Source organism: Olsenella phocaeensis (genome assembly GCF_048189965.1).
Lineage (GTDB): Bacteria > Actinomycetota > Coriobacteriia > Coriobacteriales > Atopobiaceae > Olsenella_I > Olsenella_I phocaeensis.
In genome coordinates this window covers 16153-41054 of the sequence record NZ_DBEZHV010000004.1, presented here as the reverse complement: position 1 = coordinate 41054, position 24902 = coordinate 16153, and the positions used below count along the sequence as shown (strand labels likewise).

20 protein-coding genes, 2 tRNA genes and 1 pseudogene are annotated in these 24902 nt (G+C 68.4%); 19 read left to right on the top strand and 4 right to left on the bottom strand.

Translation table 11 applies throughout. From position 1 onward, the window contains the following. The first annotated feature begins 167 nt into the window (after nucleotides 1–167). The 14 genes from metG to ACMPH2_RS00715 all read left to right on the top strand — a co-directional run bounded on the left by metG (nucleotide 168) and on the right by ACMPH2_RS00715 (nucleotide 15768). Nucleotides 168–1772: a methionine--tRNA ligase gene (gene metG / locus ACMPH2_RS00780; protein WP_072500255.1), complete on the top strand. Its 1605-nt coding sequence runs from the start codon at nucleotides 168–170 to the stop codon at nucleotides 1770–1772. Nucleotides 1773–1781: 9 nt separating this feature from the next. Further along, nucleotides 1782–2843 (top strand): 16S rRNA (adenine(1518)-N(6)/adenine(1519)-N(6))-dimethyltransferase RsmA, encoded by a 1062-nt coding sequence (gene rsmA, locus ACMPH2_RS00775; RefSeq protein ID WP_303132490.1) that lies wholly within the window; start codon nucleotides 1782–1784, stop codon nucleotides 2841–2843. A 218-nt stretch (nucleotides 2844–3061) separates the two neighbouring features. Next, nucleotides 3062–4090 carry a TatD family hydrolase gene (locus ACMPH2_RS00770; protein WP_303132491.1) on the top strand — a complete coding sequence of 343 codons (1029 nt, stop codon included), beginning with the start codon at nucleotides 3062–3064 and terminating at the stop codon, nucleotides 4088–4090. Between the two features lie 98 nt (nucleotides 4091–4188). Then, entirely contained in the window at nucleotides 4189–4971 is a 783-nt protein-coding gene (locus ACMPH2_RS00765; RefSeq protein ID WP_303132493.1) for a ComF family protein, read from the top strand. A 521-nt stretch (nucleotides 4972–5492) separates the two neighbouring features. Then, a complete protein-coding gene (locus ACMPH2_RS00760) occupies nucleotides 5493–6485 on the top strand; it encodes a substrate-binding periplasmic protein (protein ID WP_303132494.1) in 993 nt (330 codons plus the stop codon). Nucleotides 6486–6626: 141 nt separating this feature from the next. Further along, on the top strand, nucleotides 6627–7214 hold the full coding sequence (gene hpf / locus ACMPH2_RS00755; protein WP_072500250.1) for a ribosome hibernation-promoting factor, HPF/YfiA family: 588 nt from the start codon (nucleotides 6627–6629) through the stop codon (nucleotides 7212–7214). A 10-nt stretch (nucleotides 7215–7224) separates the two neighbouring features. Next, nucleotides 7225–8271, top strand: a complete 1047-nt coding sequence (locus tag ACMPH2_RS00750) for a DegV family protein (RefSeq protein ID WP_009278561.1) — start codon at nucleotides 7225–7227, stop codon at nucleotides 8269–8271. A 78-nt stretch (nucleotides 8272–8349) separates the two neighbouring features. Further along, entirely contained in the window at nucleotides 8350–9390 is a 1041-nt protein-coding gene (locus ACMPH2_RS00745) for an NAD(P)-dependent oxidoreductase (RefSeq protein WP_303132495.1), read from the top strand. Nucleotides 9391–9597: 207 nt separating this feature from the next. After that, nucleotides 9598–10374, top strand: a complete 777-nt coding sequence (locus tag ACMPH2_RS00740) for an NYN domain-containing protein (RefSeq protein ID WP_303132497.1) — start codon at nucleotides 9598–9600, stop codon at nucleotides 10372–10374. Nucleotides 10375–10390: 16 nt separating this feature from the next. Continuing rightward, nucleotides 10391–10972, top strand: a complete 582-nt coding sequence (locus ACMPH2_RS00735; protein WP_009278564.1) for a hypothetical protein — start codon at nucleotides 10391–10393, stop codon at nucleotides 10970–10972. Nucleotides 10973–11041: 69 nt separating this feature from the next. Continuing rightward, the gene (locus ACMPH2_RS00730; RefSeq protein WP_417118349.1) at nucleotides 11042–11995 is read left to right on the top strand and encodes a hypothetical protein; all 954 of its coding nucleotides are present in this window, start codon (nucleotides 11042–11044) and stop codon (nucleotides 11993–11995) included. A 111-nt stretch (nucleotides 11996–12106) separates the two neighbouring features. Further along, nucleotides 12107–13330, top strand: coding sequence for a purine-nucleoside phosphorylase (locus tag ACMPH2_RS00725; RefSeq protein WP_417118348.1), 1224 nt, complete (start codon nucleotides 12107–12109; stop codon nucleotides 13328–13330). A 136-nt stretch (nucleotides 13331–13466) separates the two neighbouring features. Beyond that, a tRNA-Thr gene (locus ACMPH2_RS00720) sits at nucleotides 13467–13542 on the top strand. Between the two features lie 414 nt (nucleotides 13543–13956). Further along, nucleotides 13957–15768, top strand: coding sequence for an ABC transporter ATP-binding protein (locus ACMPH2_RS00715; protein WP_314639052.1), 1812 nt, complete (start codon nucleotides 13957–13959; stop codon nucleotides 15766–15768). Between the two features lie 41 nt (nucleotides 15769–15809). Here ACMPH2_RS00715 and ACMPH2_RS00710 read toward each other — a convergent pair whose 3' ends face one another. Together ACMPH2_RS00710 and ACMPH2_RS00705 are read right to left on the bottom strand one after the other, a co-directional pair. Continuing rightward, the gene (locus ACMPH2_RS00710) at nucleotides 15810–16445 is read right to left on the bottom strand and encodes a class I SAM-dependent methyltransferase (RefSeq protein ID WP_303132505.1); all 636 of its coding nucleotides are present in this window, start codon (nucleotides 16443–16445) and stop codon (nucleotides 15810–15812) included. A 211-nt stretch (nucleotides 16446–16656) separates the two neighbouring features. Next, a complete protein-coding gene (locus ACMPH2_RS00705; RefSeq protein ID WP_303132506.1) occupies nucleotides 16657–17478 on the bottom strand; it encodes an HAD-IIB family hydrolase in 822 nt (273 codons plus the stop codon). Between the two features lie 741 nt (nucleotides 17479–18219). Between ACMPH2_RS00705 and cysK the strand changes: the two genes are divergently transcribed. The 4 genes from cysK to ACMPH2_RS00685 all read left to right on the top strand — a co-directional run bounded on the left by cysK (nucleotide 18220) and on the right by ACMPH2_RS00685 (nucleotide 21897). Continuing rightward, nucleotides 18220–19131 (top strand): cysteine synthase A, encoded by a 912-nt coding sequence (gene cysK / locus ACMPH2_RS00700; protein ID WP_417118347.1) that lies wholly within the window; start codon nucleotides 18220–18222, stop codon nucleotides 19129–19131. Between the two features lie 141 nt (nucleotides 19132–19272). Next, a complete protein-coding gene (cysE, locus tag ACMPH2_RS00695) occupies nucleotides 19273–19965 on the top strand; it encodes a serine O-acetyltransferase (RefSeq protein WP_417118346.1) in 693 nt (230 codons plus the stop codon). 171 nt (nucleotides 19966–20136) lie between these two features. Beyond that, on the top strand, nucleotides 20137–21186 hold the full coding sequence (locus ACMPH2_RS00690; protein ID WP_417118345.1) for an inorganic phosphate transporter: 1050 nt from the start codon (nucleotides 20137–20139) through the stop codon (nucleotides 21184–21186). A 78-nt stretch (nucleotides 21187–21264) separates the two neighbouring features. Further along, on the top strand, nucleotides 21265–21897 hold the full coding sequence (locus tag ACMPH2_RS00685) for a DUF47 domain-containing protein (RefSeq protein ID WP_417118344.1): 633 nt from the start codon (nucleotides 21265–21267) through the stop codon (nucleotides 21895–21897). Between the two features lie 449 nt (nucleotides 21898–22346). On the opposite strand, the gene ACMPH2_RS00680 is transcribed toward ACMPH2_RS00685, so the two are convergent. Both ACMPH2_RS00680 and ACMPH2_RS00675 read right to left on the bottom strand, forming a co-directional pair. After that, nucleotides 22347–23417: a threonine aldolase family protein gene (locus tag ACMPH2_RS00680; RefSeq protein WP_417118343.1), complete on the bottom strand. Its 1071-nt coding sequence runs from the start codon at nucleotides 23415–23417 to the stop codon at nucleotides 22347–22349. Between the two features lie 148 nt (nucleotides 23418–23565). After that, nucleotides 23566–23640: transfer RNA gene (locus ACMPH2_RS00675), tRNA-Gln, on the bottom strand. 265 nt (nucleotides 23641–23905) lie between these two features. On the opposite strand from ACMPH2_RS00675, the pseudogene ACMPH2_RS00670 reads away from it, so the two are divergent. Continuing rightward, nucleotides 23906–24879: pseudogene (locus ACMPH2_RS00670) on the top strand (PTS sugar transporter subunit IIC); the annotation flags it as partial. Between the last annotated feature and the right edge of the window lie 23 nt (nucleotides 24880–24902).

The following is a 24902-nucleotide window of genomic DNA, read 5'->3' as shown; positions in this document are numbered from 1 at the left end:
TCCCGCTGCTGCCGCCTAGTCCCGGCCGCCACCGGGCCTCGACCCGGTCGTCGCGCCCGGCCGCGAAGGGCGCCCCTCTCGCCTGATGTACAATGCCTAGTTGCTCATTTTGGCATTCGCCACCGAGATGGGCGTCCGCCATCAGGACCGTCGTCAGGAGAGATCGCATGGACAAGCCGTCCTTCTTCATCACCACGCCCATCTACTACGTCAACGCCGCTCCCCACCTGGGCACCGCATACTCCACTGTCCTCTGCGACGTCCAGGCGCGCTATCGCCGCTCAAAGGGCTATGACGTGAAGTTCCTCACGGGCATGGACGAGCACGGTCAGAAGGTCGAGGAGGCGGCGTCCGAGCACGGCGTGAGCCCCCAGGAGTGGTGCGACTCCCAGGCCCCCCTCTTCGAGGGACTGTGGAAGACCCTCGAGATCTCCAACGACGACTTCATCCGCACCACCGAGCCGCGCCAGGTCAAGGCCGTGCAGTACCTGTGGGAGCGCATGCGCGAGTCTGGCTACATCTACAAGGGCTCCTACGACGGCTGGTACTGCGTGCCGGAGGAGACCTACTTCACCGAGACCCAGGTGAGCAAGTCCGACGAGGCCAACCACACCGAGGGCCAGCACCTCTGCCCCGACTGCGGCCGTCCCCTGCAGCGCGTCCAGGAGGAGTCCTGGTTCTTCAAGCTCAGTGCCTTCCAGGACCGCCTGCTCAGGCTGTACGACGAGCATCCCGACTTCGTCGAGCCCGACTTCCGCATGCGCGAGGTGAGGACCTTCGTCGAGGGCGGGCTCCAGGACCTCTCCGTGAGCCGCACGAGCTTCGACTGGGGCATCCGCCTGCCCTTCGACGAGAGGCACGTCACCTACGTGTGGTTCGACGCCCTCCTCAACTACATGACCGCCGTGGGCTACGGCCAGGGTGGTGACGAGGCGGCCGCCGAGCTGGCGCGTCGCTGGCCCGCCCAGTTCCACGTGGTGGGCAAGGACATCATCCGCTTCCACTGCGTCATCTGGCCCGCCATGCTCATGGCCATCGGCGAGGCCCTGCCCGAGCACGTCTTCGCCCACGGCTTCCTCATGGTGCGCAACGAGGAGACCGGCAAGGGAGAGAAGATGTCCAAGAGCCGCGGTAACGCCATCGCGCCCCAGGACGTCATCGACATGCTGGGCGTGGAGGGCTACCGCTACTACTTCATGACCGACGTGAACCCCGGCGAGGACGGCGCCATCAGCTTCAGCCGCATGGAGCAGGTCTACAACGCCGACCTGGCCAACAGCTGGGGCAACCTGGTGAGCCGCGCGCTCAACATGAGTGCCAAGTACTTCGACGGCAGGACGCCGGAGCTCGCTGACGGCTGGGCCGAGCGCCAGAACCCCCTGCGCGACATCGCCCTGGGCATCGAGGGGCGCTACTCCGAGCGCATGGACCGCCTGGACTACGTGGGGGCCAAGGACGTCGTGATGGAGCTCGTCCACGCCGCCAACCACTACGTCGAGGATTCCGCCCCCTGGACGGTTGCGAAGGACCCCGCCCGCGCCCAGGAGCTCGCCGACATCATCACCAACCTTCTCGAGTCCATCCGAATCTGCGCCCACCTGCTGGCGCCCTTCATGCCCCAGACCTCGGCCGAGGTCCTGCGTCGCATGGCGCTGGGAGACGAGGCCTCCTGCGACGACCTCGCGGCCGCCTGCGCCTGGGGAGGGCTCGTCGGTGGCGTCGAGGTAACCAAGGGCGACGCCCTCTTCCCGCGCCTCGCCGCGAAGAAGTAGGGGGGCGACGTGGGCATCGAGCCAGGCGAGAGGGGCGTCGGCCTTTCCGGTGGCGCCTTGCCGGACGGAGGCGCGCCCGACGCGGGCCGGGCGGTCGTGCCGTGCGACAGCGGTTCCTGTTCGAGCCAGGCGGCCGGGTCGTGCCGCGCGACGCCTGGTGCCGTGCCTGATCCCACGCCCAGCTCCTGGCTGGCCAATCCCCGCTCGACCCGCGAGGTCCTGGACGCCTTCGGCCTCTTCGCCAAGCATCGCCTGGGACAGAACTTCCTGGTGAGCGACGGGGTCATCGCGAGGATCCTCGAGCTTGCCGAGCTGGGTCCCGATGACGTCGTCTTCGAGGTCGGACCCGGCATCGGGACGCTCACCGTGGCGCTCCTGCGGCAGGCGGGGGCCGTGGTCTCGGTCGAGGCCGACCGCGCGCTCGAGCCCGTGCTCGCCCAGACCTGCGAGAGGGACTCCGAGCGCTTCGCCCTGGTGATGGGGGACGCCCTGCGCGTGGACGCGGAGGGCCTCTCGTCCGCCGTCGCCGCGCTTGGCCTTGCGGGCATCGACCCCGAGCCGCGCCTCCTGGTGAGCAACCTGCCTTACCAGGTCGCGGCCACCGTGATCCTGCGCACGCTCGAGCACATGCCCCGCGTCCGCCGCGAGGTCGTGATGGTCCAGGCCGAGGTCGCCGACCGCATCGCGGCCACGCCGGGCGGCAGGGACTACGGGGCGTACACGGCCAAGCTGGGACTCTATGCCCAGGTCACGGGGCGCTTCGAGGTGGGTCCCGGCAACTTCATGCCGCCGCCCCACGTCCAGAGCGCCGTCGTGCGCATCGACCGCCGTCCCTGCCTGGGGCCGGACGGCACGCCTCTCTCGCCCGAGCACGTCGCGGCGTGCGCGGGCGTGATTGACGCCGCCTTCGCGCAGCGTCGGAAGACCATACGCAACTCCATGGGCGCCTCGGGCTTCGACCGGGAGCGCCTGGACGCCGCCTTCTCCGCCACGGGCACCGCCCCCACCACACGCGCGGAGCGGCTTGCGACCGCCGACTTCGTGCGCCTGGCGGAGGCGCTGGGCTGGTAGCGTTGGGGGTCGCAGCGGCAGGCTCCACGGCTCTGGCGATGCTGCGGTGGCAACGCCGAGACGGCATTCTGTGAGATTTGCTGACTTTTTCTCACCTCAACTGGGAAAACGTCAAATTCGACAGCATTTCGCACAGAATGCTGTCTTTCGCATAGGTGGCCGAGCACCTTGCGGACGGCCGCAACGACCGTGAACGACCACAAGAGAGAGACACGCGCATGGCGGTAGACGAGTTGCTCCAGAGGCTGGGCGTCGACGAGGACGGGGCCCTCTTCCACGACAAGAAGGGCCGTCCCGTGGCACTTCCCTCCGCGCCCGCGCCCCTCGCGGACAGCCACGGACACCTGACCGGCTTCCTCGGCCATGACGCGCCTGCCGTCCTCGTGCGGGCCGCGCTTGCGGGCCTGCGCCTGCTCGTGGTTCCCGTCGACCCGGTGGACGAGATCCCCCGCAGGTGGGGGAGTGCCGGCGAGCTGCTGGGCTGGATCGACGCCCAGGTGGACGAGGCGCGCGAGCTGCTCGACGCCTGCGCGGCGCGCGGCATCCTGCCGCCCGGCGCCTTGGGCTACGAGGGGCTCCCGTCCCTCCTCGACAACCTGCGCATCGTCGCCGGGGCACATCCCTATGGCGCGGCGGAGCTGGACGGCGCGGCCCTCGCGCGCCTGGACGAGCTCCTTGCGAGCCCGCGTGCCGTGGGCGTGGGAGAGATCGGCCTCGACCTTGGTCCCTACAACGAGCTGCCCGTCGACGTCCAGGAGCGCGCCTTCCGCCTCCAGCTCGAACTTGCCCGCGAGCGCGAGCTGCCCGTGGAGCTCCACATCCGGGACGGTGCCCAGGACACGCTCGCCCACGAGCTCGCCGCACGCGTCCTGGCCGAGCGCGGCCTTCCCGCCGCTGGCTGCGACCTCCACTGCTTCACGCAGGGTCCCGAGGTCATGGCTCCCTTCGTGGAGCTGGGCTGCCACGTCGCCTTCGGCGGGGCGGTGACCTTCGGCCGCTCGGACGACATCCGCACCGCCGCGACGTCCTGTCCCGAGGGGCTCCTGCTCAGCGAGACGGACGCCCCCTACATGGCACCGGTCCCCCTGCGCGGCCTTCGCTGCGAACCTGCGATGGTCGCCTTCAGCGCCGACTGCGTGGCCCGCGTGCGCGAGGAGGCCGGCGTCGCCCCGCGCGCCCGCAGCTACGAAGCGATGCTCCGCAACGCCTTCGGGCTCCTCGTGCCATCCGCGCGGTACCGCGCCTGACGGAGGGCGGCACCCTCCGCACCCGCGTCCCATCCCAGGCGTGCTACCATCGCCCCACAAGCCAACGACCCCTCGTGCGCCCCGGCGTAAGGCTTGCCATGCGCATCGACCGCCTCCCGCACGTCATCCCGACCGTCAGGGCCGATGGCCCGCTCCTCTCCTATGCCGCGCACGTCCTTGCGGAGGGCGCCCAGGAGCTCCTCTGGCCCACCCGCTGCCTGGGCTGCGACCTGGGCGGAGAGCTCCTCTGTCCCGACTGCCGGGCGTCCCTTCCCTGGGTCGATCAGGCCTGGGCCTGCCCCAACTGCGGGGCGCCCCATGGCTTCATGACCTGCACCGAGTGCGACGAGGCGTGGGAGACCCGCGCCTGCGTGAGCTCGCTGCCCTTTGGCGGCGTCGCCTCTCGTCTCATCACGGGCCTCAAGGACGCCCACGAGCTGCGGCTTGCCCCCGTGCTCGCGGCGCTCATGCTCTGCTCGCTCGACGAGGCCGCGTCCTGGCCCGCGGCGGACGGACGTCCCCGCTTCGACCGCGCCGACCTGGACGCCGTCTGCTTCGTCCCCGCCACGCCGCAGGCCTACCTCCGGCGCGGCTTCGACCACATGGAGCTGGTGTCGCGCTCGCTTGCGGCGCAGCTGGGGCTTCCGCTGGCTGACGTCCTCAGCCGCAGCTCGTCAAGCGACCAGAGAGGCCTCGGGCGAGAGGCGCGCGCCTCCAACCTGGCGGGGAGCATTGACGTGCTGGAGAGGGTGGACGGCCTCTCGTTCCTGCTCGCCGACGACGTGATCACCACGGGGGCGAGCGTGCGCGAGTGCGCCCGGGCCCTCCTCGGGCGGGGCGCGAGGAGCGTCACCGCCTGCTCCGTCGCCCGCGTCTGGTGAGGGGCGTCAGCGCCGTCGCGTCCGACGTAGCGACGCCCGACGCGCCGCCCGATGGGGCGGAAGGCCGTCAGGCCCCGCCCGCCCGTCACGCTGGCGGCGCATCCCCGTCCGCCAGCTGAACCGTCGCCCAGCTGGCCTTAAGCGGGCAAACATGCTGGTATACTGTGCGAAGCCTTACCCAGGTCTGTGGTTGCGGGCGCCAGCGCCCTAGTCCATGGCAGACGAGGCCAAAGGGATCCACGTAAGTCCGGGCGTGCGCGTCCGGGCGAGCATGGCTCGTCCTAGAGGTAAGTCGCACCGCCCGTCATACTCAGAGGCATACGGCCTCGCGGGCGAGAGGGCCTCCAGTCAGGGCCGCCGCGGCGGTCACGGCAAAAGCCCCAGTGCGCGAGTGTGGGGTCAAATACCAGGTCAGCTGGGTAAGGCGGAGCTGCGTCACCAGGACCGGGACAAGGGACGAGGTCTCGGCAGCGTGCGTCGGCAAGTTCAGGCAGGGGCTCGAAGAAGGCGAGAGGTGCAAGATGAGGTCCCAGACGTCAAAGGTGGTCGCTCCAATTATGGCCGGGCTGCTTCTCTCGCTTGCCCTGGGGGGCTGCGACGCGCCTGACGTGTCTCAGCTCGCCTCCGTGCCCGACCGCCTGGCGGGGCTCGCCCAGGGCATTCCCGACCCCTTGGCGAAGACCGGCGTGGAGGAGGCGCTCGCCGCCCGGGCCACCAAGTCGCCCCAGGTCTCGGACGCGGCGCTCGTGACGCCCGGCACCCTCACCGTGGGCCTCAAGTCCTCGTCGGTGGGCATCCCCTTCTGTGCGCAACTCGAGGGCGGGGAGTTCGTCGGGCTTGACGTCGACCTCGCCTCCGCCGTAGCCGACGAGCTCGGTCTCAAGGTGAGCTTCGTGAGCGTCCCCAGCGCGAGCGGTGCCTTGGGCAAGAGCTGCGACGTGGTCATGGACACCCGTGCCGGCGACTCGAGCTCCGCAGCCGCGGTGGGCGGTTACGCGCAATCCGCCACGGCCTTCTTCCACAAGGGCCAGACGGGCGTGGCAAAGGTCGAGGACCTCTCGTCCAAGACGGTGGGCCTGCAGAACGGCTCCGTGTCGCAGAAGGCGCTCCGCTCGACGGGCCTGGTGATGGAGGAGAAGACCTTCGCCAACCTCAACGAGGCCTTTGCCGCGCTCGACGCGGGAGGCGTCGACTACGTGCTCTGCGACGCCTATTCGGGAGCCTTCCTCTCCATGGGCTGCAAGGACATCGCCTTCGCGGGCACGCTGGACGCGCCCGTCACACAGGGGATCGGCGTGCTCCCCACCAACACGGAGCTGCAGGGCGGCATCAAGTCCGCCCTCGACACGCTGCAGTCCAACGGCATCGAGGACGGCATCCGCTCGCGCTGGCTGGGCGGCATGCCCCAGCTGGGTGACACCAGCCAGGTGAGGGACGTCCCCGCCCCCGTCCAGGAGGAGCCGGCCGAGGAGGCCGCTCCCGCCGAGGCCGGCTCCAACGCGGCCAGCGTGTAGGGACGGATGCCGCAGGCGTCGCGGCCTGCGCCCGCCGCTTGGCGAAAGCGACTGCCAAAGAGCCCCCTCCTGGGGTATCTATGAGTCACGGTGGGCTCTCGGAGAGGGCCCACGCAAGTCACGCGAAGCGAGGAGGTACTGATGGTCGACATCAAGATCTCGGGACGCAAGGTCTCCGTTTCTGATGGCATGCGCGACCACGTTCTTGACAAGGTGGGCGAGTCCCTCAAGGTGTTTGACATCCAGCCGATGAGCTGCGACGTGGTCCTGCGCGTCGACAAGAACCCCTCCAACCCCGACCGCCGCACCTGCGAGATCACGGTGTTCGTCCGTGACAACGTGGTGCGCGTGGAGGCCAGCAACCAGGACATGTACGCCGCCATCGACGACGCGGCGGACAAGGTCACCCGCCAGCTGCGCAAGTACAAGACGCGCGTCATCGACCGCAAGCAGCGCTCGCAGCAGACCATCCGCGAGGGTGCGCCCCTGGGCGACCTGGACGACCTCATCGAGGGGGAGGAGCTCGACGACCAGCTGGTGCGCGAGAAGTACGTCGACCTCACGCCCATGACCGAGGAGGAGGCGCTCGTCCAGACTGACCTCCTGGGCCACGACTTCTATGTTTTCGAGAATGCCACGACCGGCCTCGTGAACGTCATCTACCACCGCCATAATGGTGGGTACGGCATCATCAAGCCGAAGATCGAGACCGAAGACGGCGAGGCATAGCGAGGTTCGCATGAGCCAGGGCGATCAGAGCTCACCCAAGGACGGGAAGACGGCGGAGGCGCCGGCCGACGTGAGGAACGTGGGCAGGGCCTACCATCAGAAGCGCAACGTCAAGATCATCATGGACTCCACCGCGGACTTCGCCACCGGCGTCGCCGAGCGGCTGGGCGTCGAGGTGATCCCCTTCAGCTACGTGGACGCCGACGGCGTCGAGCACCAGGACGACCGCTGGCAGGAGCAGGACCCGCACGAGTTCTACGAGCACATGCGCAAGAACCCGGACGCGCGCTTCCACACTGCGGCGGTCACGCCGGGACGCTACTTCGAGGTCTTCGAGCGCGCCGCACAGGAGGGGCTGCCCACCATCTACATGGGGCTTCCGGCCGGGCTCTCGAGCTCCATCGACTCCGCCCGCCAGGCGGCTCAGATGATCCGCGAGAGGTATCCCGACTTCGAGCTCTACGTGCTGGACAGGCGCTGCGACTCCGCGGCAGGCCAGCTTCTGGCCATCGAGGTGGTGCGCCAGGCGTCCCTGGGCCTCACGGCGGAGGAGCTCTACGAGTGGGCCCGGGACGCGCGCTACTTCATCCATGGCTACTTCACGCTGGACAGCTTCGACACGCTTGCCGCAGGTGGGCGCATCCCGCCCGCGGCGGCCAACGTGGGTGGCAAGCTGGACATCAAGCCGGAGCTCTCGTACGACCTCAACGGCGCCCTCTCCCTGCGCGGCATGTGCCGCGGCCGCAAGAAGGCCCTGCGCGCCATAGTCCAGGACTTCAGGGAGAACTACGCCCACGACACGTCGCTCCCGGTGGGCATCGTGTCGACCGACGCCCAGAAGGACGCCGACTGGCTCGAGGCCCAGATTCGCAAGGAGAAGGGCTGCGAGGACCTGACCATCATCCACAGCACGGTGTCGCCCATCTTGGGCGCGCACGTGGGGCCCGGCATGGTGGCGCTGGTCTTCTGGGGCAAGGACCGGAGGGAAAAGATCTCCCTCACCGACCGCATCGCCCGCAAGGTGAAGAAGGGTGCGCGCGGCCCCGAGGAGGGCTAGCGCACGATCGCAGGGTTCGCATGCCACCGGGTGCCCGAGGTGCCTGGTGGCATGCCCATGCCAGAAAGGCACGAACGCATGACGAACAAGATCAAGAGGGTCGCCCTCATCGGCACCGGCATCATGGGGGCTCCCATCGCGGGGCACGTCCTGGACGCGGGCTTTGACCTCACCGTCCACAACCGCACGCCCGAGAAGGCGAGGGCGCTGGTTGAGAGGGGCGCCCACTGGGCTTCGAGCCCCGCCGAGGCCGCAAGGGACGCCGACGTGGTCCTGACCATGGTGGGCTATCCCTCCGACGTGGAGGACGTCTACCTGGCAAGCGACGGCATCATCCGCGCCAGCAGGAAGGGCGCCTACCTGATCGACCTCAGCACCAGCGCGGCCGAGCTCGCCCGCGACATCCACGACGCCTCCGAGGTCGAGGACAAGCACGCCTTCGACTGCCCCGTCACGGGAGGCCAGGCGGGGGCCGAGGCCGGCACGCTCACGCTCTTCGTGGGCGCGGACGAGGGGACCGCGGCTCCCGTGCTGCCGCTCCTCCAGTGCTTCTCTGACAAGGTCTTCTACTTCGGCCGGGCCGGCATGGGCCAGACGGCGAAGCACTGCAACCAGGTCTCGCTCGCGTCCTGCATGATGGGCTATGCCGAGGCCATGGCCCTCGCCGAGGCGGCAGGCCTGGACGAGCGGACCATGCTGGAGGCCGTGGGCTCGGGCATGGGCGGCTCGGTTGCCATGGACATGCTGGCGCCCAAGGCCCTCGCGGGCGACTGGAAGCCCGGCTTCATGGCCGAGCACCTGCTCAAGGACCTCAGGCTGTCCCTCTACGAGGCCGAGCAGATGGGCATCTCGCTTCCCTCGACCGACACCGCCTTCAACCTCTTCGACCTCCTCTGCCAGGTGGACGGCTCGCGTCTGGGCACCCAGGCGCTCTCGCTCCTCTATGCCGAGGAGGAGGCGGGCGCGGCGGCGGGCCTCGACTGGTCCCGGGCGCAGCCCGCCCACGACGAGGACGGCTGCGACTGCGAGGACGTCGGGTGCTCCTGCGGCCACGACCATGGCGACGGGGAGTGCGGCTGCGGTCACGGCGACGGCCACGGGCACCATCACCACGAGTAGGGGAGTCCGGGAGAAGGCCCTGCCCGCGACTGGGACGGGGCGCCAGCCACGCTCCGGGTTACTCTCGCCTGACTTTTGGGTATAAAAGGGCAGTTGGGGCCGGGTCGCGCCGTTCGACGGCGTAGCATTCCCACCCCTAGTGCCAACACGCACGCGTGCCGGGCCCAAGACCTGCCCGCATCGCGCAGAAAGGAACAGGTCCCCCACATGAACGAACTGACCCAGAGGTCGATGGCGGTCCTCATCGACTACGAGAACCTTGCCCTTGGCACGGGCAAGAGGCGTCGCAACGGCCACCAGGATCCCGGCCCCCGTCCCGACGTCAAGCGCATCCTCGAGCGCCTGGTGGACAAGGGCCGCATCACGGCCAAGCGCGCCTACTGCGACTGGCAGCGCTTCGACGACGCCATCACGCCCCTGCACGAGCTGGGCATCGAGCTCATAGAGATCCCCGACCGCGCCTACACCGGCAAGAACTCGGCGGACATCCGTCTGGCCGTGGACGCGGTCGAGATGTGCCTCACCAAGGACCACATCGACACCTTTGCCATCCTCTCGGGCGACTCCGACTTCTCGCCCCTGGTCTCGAAGCTCAAGGAGTTCGGCAAGACGGTGATCGGCGTGGGCATGAAGGAGTCCACGAGCAGCCTCCTGGCCGAGGTCTGCGACGAGTTCATCTTCTACGAGGACATCGTGAGCCAGGGAGGCGTCCCCGACTACTCGCAGAAGGTCCCCAAGGAGAAGCACGAGGCCTACCAGCTCCTCTTCGAGACCATCGACGCCCTCCAGGGCGAGAGCGACAGCGCTGTCCTCGCCTCGCGCCTCAAGGACACCATGAAGCGCAAGCGCCCCCAGTTCAGCGAGCGCAGTTACGGCTACCGTTCGTTCAGCAACCTCCTGCGCGAGGCCTCCAAGCTGGGGTTCATCGAGATTCACCAGGATACGAAGAGCGGCACCGTCATGGTGGACGGCTTTGCCGAGTAGCAGAAGGGAAGTGCGCATGTCCGAATCCACTGAGGAAGAGAAGGCTGCGGCGGCCCTGGCGGTTCTCGTCGACCAGCTGTCGGCGGCGAGCCGTCGCAGCCGACAGGACGCGGCCCACGACATCGAGTCCATTGCCAGGGTGAGCCCCGAGCGCCTGACACCCCATGTGGGCAAGCTCATCGAGGCTCTTGGGCGTCCCGAGGCGCAGACGCGCTGGGAGGTGCTCTCGGCACTCTCAGAGATGGTGCAGGTAGATGCCAATGCGGTGACGGACGCCTTCGAGGGGGCGGAGTCGTCCCTCTTCGACGAGGGTTCGGCTACCGTACGTCTTGCGGCCTTCCGCTTCCTCGCGCGCCTCGGGGCCACCGGCGCGCGCATGTCCGACGAGGCGTGGCCGCTCCTGGACGAGGCGGTGCAGTGCTACCACGGCGACCCCGAGTACCGTGACATGCTGGCCTGCCTCCTGGACTTCGCGCACGGCGAGCTCTCGGAGGCCACCAGCCACGCGCTCGCCGCCCGCGTGGGCTTCGACGCGGAGAACGGCAGGGGCTACATCAGGAGCTTCTCGGAGCAGATCGCGGCGGCGCTGGCCAGGTAGGCGGCGTCGGGCGACGTGCAAACGGACGGCAGCCCCGAGGGCGGCCGCAGGATTCAAGGAGGTTCGCGTATGGCGAACAAGAACGAGGAGAAGGACGTCGAGACGCAGGGCAAGAACGCCAAGGACGCCAAGGACGCCAAGGACGCCAAGGTCGCGTCGGGTGCCGCGGAGGGGCATGCAGGTCCCGCCGCGGCGCTGGCGAGGCTCGGCGCGCCCGCCTGGATCGGCATCGCCGTGGTCTGCGCCGTCCTGGGCATCCTGGTGGGCAGGTTCCTGCTGGGCGGGGGCTCGGGGAGCGCCCTGGGCAAGACGACCCTCCAGGAGTCCGAGCTGGACACCACCATCGCGACGTACGTCTACAACGGCAAGAGCCACAGCCTGAGCGCCCGTGACGTCATCACGTCGCAGTCCTCGCTCGACTCCTCCAAGAAGGACGACGGCAGCTACGCGCTGCCCACCGCCGACAAGGTCCTGGCTGCCGCGCGCTCGCAGATCCTCGAGGATGAGGTAGAGAGCCGCAACATCGAGGTCAGCGACGAGGACCGCGACGCCTTCGCCACGCAGTACATCGGCACCACCGACTACGACAGCGTCGCGTCGAGCTACGGCATGGACGCCGACACCGTGAAGAAGATGGTCTCGCAGTCCGCTGCCCTCGCCAAGCTCCGCAGCCAGGTCGTGACTACCGATGCGGGCACCCAGCCCACCGCCCCCGAAAAGCCCGAGTCGGGCAAGGAGGACGAGGCCACCGAGGCCTACGCCCAGTACATCATCGGCCTCGCCGGCGACGAGTGGGACAGCTCCGCAAACGCCTGGAAGTCCTCCGACGGTGACTATGCCACCGCGCTCGCCGACTACACCGTGACCAACGACTCCGCCACCTACGAGGCCGCCCAGGCAGCCTACTACGTGGCCTACCAGAAGTACTCCACCGCAGCCTCTGCGGCCGCCACCCAGTGGACCGACTTCGTGAACGGCCTGCTCAGCAAGGCGACCATCAGCATCTCCGCGCTCAACGCGTAGGGACGGACGCACGCCCGGCGCAGGTGCGGGGGACGTGCGGTCTACATCGACTTCCACTGGCGGGCGGGGCCTTCGGGTCCCGCCCGTCCCTTCCAGGCGAGAGGGGCCCACATGCGCGTGGTCGTGAGCGAGTGCCTGAGGGGCGTGAGCTGCCGCTTCGACGGAGGGTCCAAGCCCTGCGCCGCCGTGTGCGAGCTCTGCGCCAAGCCGGGGGTCGAGCCCGTCGGCGTGTGCCCCGAGCTCGCGGCGGGGCTCCCCGTGCCGCGCCCGCCCGCAGAGCGCAGGGGGGAGCGCGTGCTCCTCTCGGACGGCACCGACGTGACGGAGGAGTTCGGGCGCGGGGCCGCCGCCAGCCTCGCCGCCGCGCGCGAGGCCGGGTCGCAGGCCTCGGACGCCTGCGGGGGTTTGCCGCCGCTCGCCATCCTGAAGGCAAAGAGCCCCTCCTGCGGCTCCGGCGTAATCTACGATGGAACCCACACCCATACGTTGGTCGAGGGCGACGGCGTGTTTGCCCGTCTCCTCCGGAGGGAGGGAGTCTGCGTGGTTAGCGAGGACATTGTGGAGAGCTGCAAGCCCTCCGTGGAGCATCCCGTCGCGATCGTCCTGGGCACCGGCCTGGGCCACCTCGCCGCGCTGGTGAAGCCCGTGCGCAGGATCGACTACCACGACATCGAGGGCTTCCCCAGGGACGCCCGGCCCGTGAGGGGGCACAGCTTCGAGGCCACCATCGGCACCATAGACGGGGTGCCCGTGGTCGTGTATCCCGGACGCATCCACCTGTACCAGGGCTACAGCGCCGAGGAGGTCACCGCGCTGGTGCGACACGCCCATCACCTGGGCTGCCGCGACGTCTTCTTCGCCTGCGCGACGGGGGCCGTGCCCGGCAACGCCCACGTGGGCCTGGGTATCCTGACCGACCAGGTCAATCTCACGGGACAGAACCCCCTGGCGGGCTCCAACCTGCGCGACGTCGAGACCCCCTTCGTGGGCATGACCGACGCCTACACCCCCTACCTGCGCACGCTCGCCCGCGGCGTGGCGGACGACCTGGGCATCACCGTGGAGGAGGGCGTCTTCGCCGGCGTCATGGGACCCTGCTTCGAGACCCCGGCCGAGGTGGCCATGCTGCGGGGGATGGGCGTCTCGTACACCGGCTTCTCCACGGCGCTCGAGGTGATCCTGGCCCATGCGCTCGGCATGAACGTCCTGGGCATGACCCTTGCGTCCAATGAGAGCGGCGACCCCAAGATGTCCCACCAGAGCGTGCTCGAGGCGGCGGAGAGGCACGCCGACGACTTCGAGCGCCTGGTGCGTGGCGTGCTGCACCTGCTGTAGGGCGCGGCCCAGGCAGGCGCGTGTGGGTTGGGCCGCGCGTCCAGCGCACGGCCGGATTCGCGAATGCCGGATTCGCGCTTGAAAAGGTCGAGGGGTTCCGTGTAGTATCTATCTGCTGCAAGGCAGCCATAGGGTTGCCAGCTTAGCTCAGTTGGTAGAGCACCGCTCTCGTAAAGCGGGGGTCATCAGTTCGAGTCTGATAGCTGGCTCCATGCAGAGTCGCAGGTCGGAGGGGTCGTTTCCTCTTCGACCTGCTTTCCTTTTGCGGGCCGTTTCCCGACGTGTTCCCCGGTGCGTTCCCCGGATCCGGAGTCCGGCCCGAAGTTGTATGCGGTTTTGGGCTCGACCCGAAGTCGTATGCGGTTCTCGCATACAACACAAAATCCGTGCGACCCTTTTACCTGCGCAAATGCAAGTCCGTACACAAAGATAACGAGTTTTCAGGCGAGAAAACCGCATACAATTCCAGCGGACGGCCGCGTGCGCGAGCTGGCGTCCCTGCCTCGCTGACCTCCTCGCCTCCGCGTATGCATTTTGGCATCCCTGCTTAAGGCCCGCCCCCAACGGGCATCCTGCGAAGAGGCCCGCGCGCGAGCCTCCCCGACCGATGCCAGCAGGAGCAGCACATGAGCCTTCGCAGCACCACCAACTCCAACGACCGCAACACCATCCGCCGCACCCTCCACTACTTCTGGTGGGTCACCCGCCAGCGGCCCGGGGCCTTCGCGCTCTCGGTGGTCAGCTCCGTGGGCTACACCGCCCTTCTCACCTTCGCGAACACCTACGTGATGGGCCTCATAGTGGACCGCGTTCAGGCCTCGCCCGTCGCCGCAGACCAGGTCCTCGCGGACTTCGGCCCCTACGTCCTGGCCCTCCTCCTGGTAAACGCCCTGGGCCAGACCCTCTCCAAGCTGCAGGACCTCTCGGTCTACCAGCTCGAGATCAACGGCAACTACCAGCTCTCGCGCCTCTGCTTCGACACGCTCTCCAACCAGTCGATGACCTTCCACAACAGCCGCTTCGGCGGCAGCCTGGTGAGCCAGACCTCGCGCTTCGTCTCGGGCTACTCGGGCCTCGTCGACGTGGTCACCTACAGCCTGTACCCCACGCTGGCCTCCATCGTGCTCACCGTGGGCATGCTCGCGCCGGTTGCCCCCAGCTTCGTGGCCATCCTCATGGTCATGCTCGTGGTCTACGTGGTCCTGGCCTACCGCATGTACAAGCGCATCCTTCCCCTCGCTGCGCAGGCGTCGACCGCCCAGAACCGCCTCTCGGGCGTGCTCTCGGACGCCGTGACCAACATCCTGGCCGTCAAGACCTACGGGCGCGAGGACTTCGAGCGCCAGACCTTCACCGCCGCCGACCGCGAGGCCATGGCGGCCGAGAACGCCAACATGCGCGCCACCATGCGTCGCGGCTTCACCACCTCGGCGCTCATCACGGCGATCATGTTCGTGGTCTCGGTCTTCGTGTCGGGCGGCAACGCCTGGTTCGGCATCAGCGCGGGCACGCTGGTCATGATGTTCACCTACACCTACAACCTGACCATGCGCTTCAACTACTTCAACTCCATGATGCAGCGCATCAACCGCTCCCTAGGCGACGCGGCCGAGATGACGCGCGTCCTGGACGAGCCCACGCTCGTGGCCGACGACGAGGGCGCCGAGGCGCTCAGGGTGGGGGAGGGCCGCATCGACTTCGAGCACATCGGCTTCCGCTACGCCGACGCCCAGGAGGACGACAAGGTCTTCCGAGACCTCAACCTGCACATCCCCGCGGGCCAGCGCGTCGGGCTGGTCGGTCGCTCGGGCTCCGGCAAGACCACGCTGACCAAGCTCCTCCTGCGCCTGGACGACGTGCAGGAGGGCCGCGTGCTCGTGGACGGCCAGGACGTGAGCCGCTGCACCCAGCAGTCCCTGCGCCAGCAGGTCGCATACGTGCCCCAGGAGGCCCTGCTCTTCCACCGCAGCATCAGGGAGAACATCGCCTACGGCCGGCCTGACGCCACCGAGGGGCAGATTCGCGCCGCGGCCGCCGAGGCGAACGCCCTCGAGTTCATAGACCGCCTGCCACAGGGCATGGACACCATGGTGGGCGAGAGGGGCGTCAAGCTCAGCGGCGGACAGCGCCAGCGCGTGGCCATAGCCCGCGCCATCTTGGTGGACGCGCCCATCCTGGTCCTGGACGAGGCGACGAGTGCGCTCGACTCCGAGTCGGAGGCGCTGGTCCAGGGCGCGCTCGAGAACCTGATGCGCGGACGCACCGCCATCGTCGTCGCGCATCGCCTCTCGACCGTGGCGTCGCTGGACCGCATCGTCGTGCTCTCGGACGGCAGGATCGTGGAGGACGGCACCCACCACGAACTGGTCGAGGCGGGCGGCGAGTACGCTGGCCTCTGGAACCGCCAGACCGGCGGCTTCCTGGAGGGTGCGGAGTAGGGGGGGACGCCCCTCTCGCCCGGCAGCCTCGACCGGAGGGGCTAGCGCAGCCTCCTCGCGCGGACGCAGAGCCAGTTGCGCCTGGTCTCGTCGGTGCGGCTCACGTCCTCGAAGCCCGCGTCCCTGAGCATCCGGACGATGTCTTCCGGCTCGTAGACGCTCATGCCGTCGATCAGGCCCTCCCACCTGTGGGCGGAGGAGGTGTCCACCGCCTCCTCGTTCACTACGTAGAGGCTTCCGCCCGGCGCGAGGACGTCATGGACCCTGCGGAAGCACCCCTGGACGTCGGGCCAGAAGTAGATGGTCTCGAAGGCCGTGACCACGTCAAAGGATGCGGGAGGGAAGAGGCTCGCCAGGTCCTGGACCCCACCCTGGACGACGTCGCAGGATCCGGACTCGACTGCGTTTGCGTTGAGCGCCCGGGACTCCGCGACGCTCACGGAGGAGTGGTCGAGCCCCGTGACGTGACAGCTCGCATCGCGCTCGAGGAGTCGCGCGATGTTGCCGCCCCCGCCGCAGCCCACGTCGAGGATGCGAGCCCCTGCGGGGATGTCCATGAGACCAATGCCCCAGATGGCCTGCCTGGCGTGGCCGCTGTTCATCCCCCGCGCCATCAGCCGTCCCCAGAAGCCCCGGGGTTCAGCCGTGTTGTTGAAGATTGTCTTCAAGATGCCCATGCCTCGGCTCCCCTCATTGCCCTCCCAGGGGCGGCGCTCAATGGATAAGTCTTGGATAACTTTAGCGGAAGCGAGAGGTGCTGGTGGTTGCTCGTAGTGGTTGGCTTCCTTCGACGGCATTTCTCACAGTCTCACAGGATGCTGTCGCTCGCCCCTCTCGCCCGGACGATCGCCCCGCGCCTTAGCACCTGCGGGGCATGATGGGGAGCACCTAGAAGAGCCGCTCGATGACCTCGACGATTCCATCGTGGTCGCAGTCTGCCACGACCAGGTCGCAGGCGGCGCGCACGCGCTCGTTGGCATTGCCCATGGCGACCGCCGTCCCGGCGGCGTGAAGCACGGCCAGGTCGTTGTCGTCGTCCCCCACGGCGACGGCGAGCTCGATGGGAACGTCCAGGAGCTCGCAGAGGCGCTGGAGGCCCGACGCCTTGCTCACGCCCTGCGGCGTGCACTCGAGGGACCCGACCTCGGCATCGGCAAGGACGAGCTCCGTCTTCGCCTCGAGTGCCTTCCGGCTGCGGTCGCGCCCAGCTGCATCGTGGTGGTGGATGTCCACCTTCACGACCTCGTCCGCGTGCTCGAGCGCATAGGAGCGCAGGTCGTCGACCTCCGTGTAGTTTCGTTCGAACATGGAGCGGTACACGCCCACGTTGAACTCCGCGCAGCGTCTGATGAGCCCGCGCTGAACGACGGAGAGGCTGCAGGTGGCCAGATGCGTCATGGCGCCCTCCGCCTCCGCGGCGTCGAGGCAGGCCACGAGCTCCTCCCGGGGGATGGACGAGCGGTGGATCGCGCGTCGGGCGCGCAGGTCGTACACGAGGCCGCCGCTGTCGAGCGAGGCGTGGGTGAGGAAGGCGAGCTCGCGGGAGTAGTCGGCGATCTCGGCAAGGCCGCGCCCGGTCGAGAGCGCCACCACGACGCCGCGGCCTGTCAGTTCTCGCACGGCAGAGAGCGTGCGGGGCGAGACCTGCTTCCGCGAGTCGAGCAGGGTGCCGTCCATGTCGAGCGCGAGGAGCCGGGGCTTGGCGCGCATCTTCCCTCCCGAGGTCGCTTCCCTTCTCGCCTGAGTCTACTGGATGGGTCGGATGGTTCGAGCGATGGCGTTTGCATGCGAGCGAAGTTGGATGAAGTCAGCAGAAAATATAATCTTGTTGACCTGCTTTGCATAACCTCTGGTAGGAGAAATCCAGTCAACAGAATTTCAAATTCTGAGGACCTGGCCATCGGGGGAGGTCGCGGGGAGAAGGCCCGCGCCGCGCACCCGTCCCAGGGCCCAGGGTCCCGCCGCGTGTTCGACGCCCGTCCTGCCACGCGCCCGCCGCCCGTCCGCCGTGTGCCCACCCCGACTGTTACGAATGCGTTGCGCGGGATGCCGGAACGCCGTTCTCGCTTGACGCAAGACCGGCTGCGGCCTTTAATACCTACTGTAACGCTAGGAATTAGGGCGTCGCTCCTATGGCGTCGCTCCGACGAGCCCACACGGGCGGGAAGGAAGAAGACGTGAGCCAGCAGCTTCGCAACATTACCTGCGCCTGTTGTCGCTCCTTCCCCCGCCTCCCTCGACGTCGATGTCGGGTCGCCCGCGCATAGGCCGGGAAGACCCCGCGCCGGACAAGCTCCGGCAGCAGAAGACAGAACGACATGAGGCGGAGGCGCAGTGCGTCTCCGCCTTTTTGTATGCGGGGGCGGAAGCGTCACCCCCTGTCTCGCCATTCCCGCCACAACCCCGGAACCACCCCAAGAAGCACCCCCTTCAATCCGAGAGGAACCCACCATGAACTACGCAGAGAAGATTGATGCCCTCATCGGCAGCACCCCGCTCGTCGACCTGTCGGCCCTCGCCGACGGCAAGGCCACCATCCTAGGCAAGTACGAGGCCACCAACCCCGGCGGCTCCGTGAAGGACCGTGTCGCCCGCGCCATGCTCGACGCGGCCGAGGCCGACGGCAGCCTGCGCCCCGGCGGCACCGTGATCGAGCCCACCAGCGGCAACACCGGCGTCGGCCTGGCCATGCTCAGCGCCGCGCGCGGCTACCACATGATCCTGGTCATGCCCGAGACCATGTCCGTCGAGCGCCGTAAGCTCGCCGCGAGCTACGGCGCGCGCATCGAGCTCACCCCCGGCAAACTGGGCATGAGGGGCGCCATCGCCCGTGCCGAGGAGCTGCGCGCCAGCATCCCCGGCTCCATCATCGCCGGTCAGTTCGAGAATCCGGCAAACCCCCGTGCCCACTACCAGACCACCGGCCCCGAGGTCTGGGCCGACACCGACGGAAAGGTGGACGCCATCGTCGCGGGCGTGGGCACCGGCGGGACCATCTCGGGCACCGCGCGCTACCTGAAGGAGCGGAGGGCCGACGTCCGCGCCGTCGCCGTCGAGCCCGAGGAGTCGCAGGTCCTGGCGGGCAAGCCGGCCGGCGGTCATCGCATCCAGGGGATCGGGGCGGGCTTCGTCCCCAAGAACTACGACGCCTCCGTGGTGGACGAGGTCCTTCCCGTGAGCTCCGAGGACGCCATCCAGACAAAGAAGCGCCTTGCGGACGAGCTGGGGCTCCTGGTGGGCATCTCGTCCGGCGCGGCGGTCGCGGCGGCAGTCGAGCTCGCCGGTCGCGCCGAGTACGCGGGCAAGGTCATCGTCGCCATCCTGCCCGACACGGGCGAGCGCTACCTCTCGATGGAGCTCTAGGGGGTGGTTGCCGGAGCCGCGCCTGCGACTCCGGCGCCTGGCGTCCTACCAGGCACGTGAACGGGCCTCGGGGGAGGCCCAGCGCGACGGGGACCGAGGCACGTGGGAGCGCGCAAGGCAAGGTCGGGGGAGAGGGACATCATGGAACTTATAGAGGCAGGCCACCAGCTCGCCGGTACCCGCGGGTCCGTGGCATCCGGTGCCGCCGCGCAGGACCGGCCGCGCCTGACCCTGCGCGAGCGTCTGCGCGAGGACGTCCAGGCGGTGCTCGACCGCGACCCCAGTGCGACCTCCGCCCGCGACGTCGTCCTCTTTGCCACGGGCCTGCATGCTGTGTGGTCGTACCGGCGCAACCACTGGCTCTGGGAGCACGGTGCGCGCAGGCTTGCCACCTACCTCTCGCAGCGCACGCGCCGTCGCCTCGGGGTCGAGATCCACCCCGCTGCGACAATAGGCCGTCGCTTCGTCATAGACCACGGCACGGGCGTGGTTATCGGCGCCACGGCGGTGATAGGCGACGACGTGATGCTCTACCAGGGCGTCACCCTGGGCATGACGGGCAAGCATGCGGGCAAGCGGCATCCCACCCTGGGCAACAACGTCATGGTCGGAGCGCGCGCCACCATCCTGGGCGACATTCGCATAGGCAACGGCTCCAAGGTCGGGGCCGGCGCCGTGGTGCTCCACGACGTGCCCGACGACGTGACCGTGGCCGGCGTCCCCGCCTCCGTCGTGCGCGAGCACCGCTGCTGGGAGGCCGGGCGCCTCTCGCTCGTCCCCGACGTGGTGGCCCAGGCGGACGACGAGAACCTGCGTTGGTCCTGCTCACTCTAGCCGTCCTCGGGGACGTCCCTGCATTTGCGGTCCTTGGCGCGACGCCCCGCCCAAGGCTATATAATCTGACCTGGTGCCGCTGGGGCATGGTTACACCTCCAGGTCACCAGGGCGGTTGAGCTGGCCGCCTTGCGCCGCCTGCGTCTGCCTGACCCGACAGAAGGGTGACCCATGATCAGCTTCCCCCAATTCCTGCAGATACTCGCCTCGAACCCCTTCCTGGCGGTCGTGATGGTGCTCATCCTGGGCACCATCTTCGTCAACGGGTCGACGGACGCCGCAAACGCCATCGCCGAGCCGGTGGGCACGCGTTCCATCGGCGTCAACGAGGCCATCGCGATGAGCGTCGTCTGCAACTTCGTGGGTCTGGTGGCGATGTCGTTCATCTCCACCGCCGTGGCCGACACCATGAGCGGCATGGTCGACTTCGGCGGGGACACGCACGCCGCCCTCATCGCGCTCGCCGCCGCCACGGTGGGGATCGTGGCCTGGGGCGTGGGGGCCTGGGTCTTTGGCATCCCCACCTCAGAGAGCCATGCCCTCATCGCCGGCCTCACCGGCGCCGCGCTCGCCGTGCACGGCGGCCTGGGCGGCGTCAACATGGGAGAGTGGGTCAAGGTCGTCTATGGCCTGGTCCTCTCCACCGTCCTGGGCTACCTGGCAGGCTGGGGCATAGCCAAGTTGATCCCCGCTGCCTGCAGGAACGCCGACCGCCGTCGCGCCAACGACTTCTTCGGCCGCATGCAGGTGGTCGGCGCCGCGGGCGTGGCCCTCATGCACGGTGCCCAGGACGGCCAGAAGTTCATGTCCACCGCCATGGTGGCGATCGCGCTCGCCGCGAACATGGGCGTCTCGGACGTGGGCGGCTTCCCCCTGTGGATCGAGGTGCTCTGCGCCGGCGTCATGGCCCTGGGCACCGCCGTGGGTGGCAAGAAGATCATCAAGACCGTGGGCATGAGCATGGTGCAGCTGGACAAGTACCAGGGCTTCGCCGCGTCCATCAGCGCCACGGCGTCACTGCTCGTCGCCACGCTCACAGGCCTTCCCGTCTCGACCACGCACACCAAGACGGCGGCCATCATGGGTGCCGGAGCGGCCGAGAACGTCCGCTCCGTCAACTGGGCGATCGCCAAGGACATGGTCCTGACCTGGGTATTCACCTTCCCGGGCTGCGGGCTCATCGGGTACCTCCTCGCCCGGCTCTTCCTCGTGCTCTTCTAGGGGCACGCATTGACCGGTGGCCCGAGCGGCAGCCGGGCCTCCAACGACCAACGGACCACGCGCAGAAAAGAGAGGGACATGGCTCGCATCAAGAAGGAAGACCCGTTCTACACCCTGCTGAGAGACTTCTCGACCGAGATCCTTGCCACCGCCGAGGACTACGTGAAGTTCGTCGAGGGCTACCCCGACTCCATCACCATGATCCCCGCCATGAAGCTCCACGAGGGGCGCTCGGACGAGCACGTGCGCAAGATCATGAAGGAGCTCTATGCCTCCTTCATCACCCCCTTCGACCGCAACGACATCTCTGACCTGGCCCTCAAGATGGATGACATCGTGGACTACATCGAGGGCGTCTGCACGGGCCTGGACCTCTTCAACATGAGCGGCACCCGCGTCGAGGCGCGGCAGATGGCCGAGCTCACCCTGCAGGCCGTCAAGGAGCTCTGCGTGATGTTCGACCACCTGTCCGACTACAAGAGCGACCACGTGGTCATGGAGAAAGCCATCGCCGTGGGCAACATCGAGGACGAGGGCGACAACGTCTACGAGCAGGGCCTGCGCAACCTCTTCCACGACGACACCCTGGACGAGGCGCGTCGCGGCCACGTGGTGGGCTGGATGCGCGTCTTCGACCGCATGGAGGGCTGCCTGGACGCCTGCGACAGCGCTGCCGGCGTGGTCCGTGCCGTCATCATGAAGAGCGCGTAGCCGGCCGGCGGGTCCCTCGTTAGCGTTCGACTACGCCAAACGCGCCTCTCGCCCGCTCGACAACGCCCGATGCGTCTCTGATTCACTCGAAAACGCCCCCGACGCGTCTCTCACCTGCCCGACTACGCCGAACGCGCCTCTGATCCACTCGAAAGCGTCCAATGCGTCTCTGATTCACTCGAAAGCGTCCGACACGTCTCGCTGCCTCGCATCGCCCCAGTTGACGCGCCGCCTCCGCGCGCGTTGGACGCTTTCGGCACAAACGGAGGCGCGCTTGGCGCTCTCGATGCGGGGAGGGGCGTGTTCGACGTTGCCGAAGCGCCATCGCGCGCGTTGGACGCTCTCGATGCGGAGAGACGCGCGCCGGGCGCTATCGCTGCGAGCCTCGCACGTGCGAGACGCCATCGCTGCGGAGAAGAGCACGCCCTCGCGGCCGCTGCGCCCAACAGCTACGCCAGGGTCGCAGCAAACCCCAACAGCTCGTCCACGTTCTCCTGTCGCGTGGCCCAGGAGCAGACGAAGCGGATGACCTCTTCGCCCGTGGGCAGGACGGCGAAGGTCTCGGAGCCGACGGCCGCGTCGAAGGCTCGTGCCTGCTCCGGGGACACCACGAAGAACTGCTGGTTGGTAGGAGAGTCCAGGTAGCTCCTGAAGCCCAGGGTCACCATACCCTCCCTCAGGTGCGCGGCGCAGACGTTGGCCTGCCGCGCCAGCCTCCAATAGAGCGCCTCGCCGTCGCGGTCGCCGTTCCCCTCGCCGTCGTCGCGCTCGAAGGCGGCCTCGAACTGAACGCCCAGGAGGCGCCCCTTGGCCATGAGGCCGCCCCTCTCCTTCACCAGATAGGGGAAGCTCCGCTTGAGCTCGGGGTCGGCGATGACCATCGCCTCGCCGAAGAGCATGCCGTTCTTGGTTCCGCCGATGTAGAAGGCACTCGCGCGCTCGGCGATGTGCGTCAGGCTGAGGTCGTTGCCCTCGCTGGTGAGGGCGCTGCCCAGCCGCGCCCCGTCGACGAAGACCTTGAGCTCGTGCCCCTGGGCCCAGTCGCAGATGGCGTCGAAGCGCTCGCGACTCCACACGCCCCCGAACTCGGTCGAGTTGGTGATGTAGACCAACTTGGGAAGGGTCATGTGCCGCCCGGTGAGGGTCTGTCGCGCGTACACCTGCTCGGCCTGCTCTACCGAGAGGAAGCCGTCTGCGTCCTGGGTGGGTAGCACGGTGCGTCCACAGGCGGCGATGGCGCCGGTTTCGTGCACGTTGATGTGGGCGTCCTTGGTGCAGATGACGCCCTCCCAGTCGTGCAGCATGCCGGTCACGCCCACAACGTTAGCCGAGGTGCCGCCGATGCAGAACTCCACATTCACGTCGTCGCGGCCCACCTCGGCGCGAATGAGCTCGCGGGCCCGCTCGCAGTGAGGGTCTCCCTCGGTGTATCCCACGCACTGCTCGTCGTTGCTGCGAACGAGGGCGTCCAGGATCTGGGGTGCCGCGCCCTCGGAGTAGTCGTTCTTGAACATGCGCATGCCGCGCTCCTCTCGCCTTGCCGTTTCGTCCCGTCCATGGTGGCACCGTGCGTGCGGGCAGGGGCACATCGTGCGGACGGGCGGGGGGCAAAAGGAAACAAAAAAGGCGGCGGAGAGAGAGGCCTTCCCTCCGCCGCCGATGCCGCGTTGGCTGGGGTAGTAGGATTCGAACCCACATTCCAGGCACCAAAAACCCGTGTCCTAACCGTTGGACGATACCCCAGTGCGCTCGCCGCGCTGGGCTTGCTTCGCCCCAGTCACGCAAGCAAGGTGTAGCAGGCAGATTGTAGCAGCTGGGCAGACGGTCCGCCAGACGGGCATGGGCGCTCCTGCCAGGACGTGCCTGGACGTGCCGACCGGTCCGCTCGCCGCGCGTCGTCGTTGCGATTCACGAGTTCGTGCCGACGGGCCTCTCCCCATGCTATGTTCGAGGTGTGGACGTCCGGGCGCAGGGGTCGGACGCGCTAGGGGCAGGGGGCCGGCGGCTCATGATGAAGGCGATCCAGCGCTTCGGCGGCGCCATGTTCGTTCCCGTGATGCTCTTCACCTTCGCGGGGGTGGTCATAGGCCTTGGCACGCTCTTCACCACGTCCAGCCTCATGGGTCCCCTCGCCGCGGAGTCCAGTGCCTGGGGACAGTTCTGGCGGGTCGTCCTCGCCGGCGGCTGGACCGTCTTCAACCAGCTCCCCCTGCTCTTTGCGGCATCGCTGCCCATTGGGCTCGCCCGCAAGCAGGCGAGTCGCTGCTGCATGGAGGCACTCGTCGGCTACCTCAGCTTCAACTACTTCGTCGGTGCGATTCTAGGCGCCTAGGGTCCGGAGCTCGGCGTCGACTTCGCCGCCGAGCCGGGTGGCGCCTCCGGCCTCGCGCTCGTGGCGGGAATCAAGACCCTCGACATGGGCATGGTGGGTGCCCTCGTGGTCTCGGGCATCGTCATAGCCCTGCACGACCGCTTCTTCGACACCCGTCTGCCGGAGTGGCTGGGCGTCTTCTCGGGCTCGACCTTCGTGTACATGCTCTCGTTCTGCGCCATGCTGCCCCTGGCCGGCGTGGCGGTGCTCGTCTGGCCGCGCATCCAGGCAGGAATGTGCCTGCTGCAGGCGGCCATCGTTGGCGTGGGCACGCTGGGGGTGGGGGCCTTCGTCTTCCTCGAGAGGGTGCTCATCCCTTTGGGCTGCACCATCTCCTCTATGCGCCGGCATACTACGACAACGTAGTGGTGAGCGGGGGCATCTATGCCGCCTGGGCCAACGCCCTTCCCCAGCTCGCGGCCAGCACGGCCCCGCTCAAGGAGCTCGCGCCCTGGGCCGCCATCACGGCCACGGGCTGGTCCAAGCTCTTCGGGACGCCGGGCATCGCCGCCGCCATGTACGTCACCGCCCGGCCCCAGAACCGCCGACGCCTCCTGGCGCTCCTCGTGCCTGCCACGCTCACGGCCGTGCTCTGCGGCGTGAAGGAGCCGCTCGAGTTCACCTTCCTCTTCGT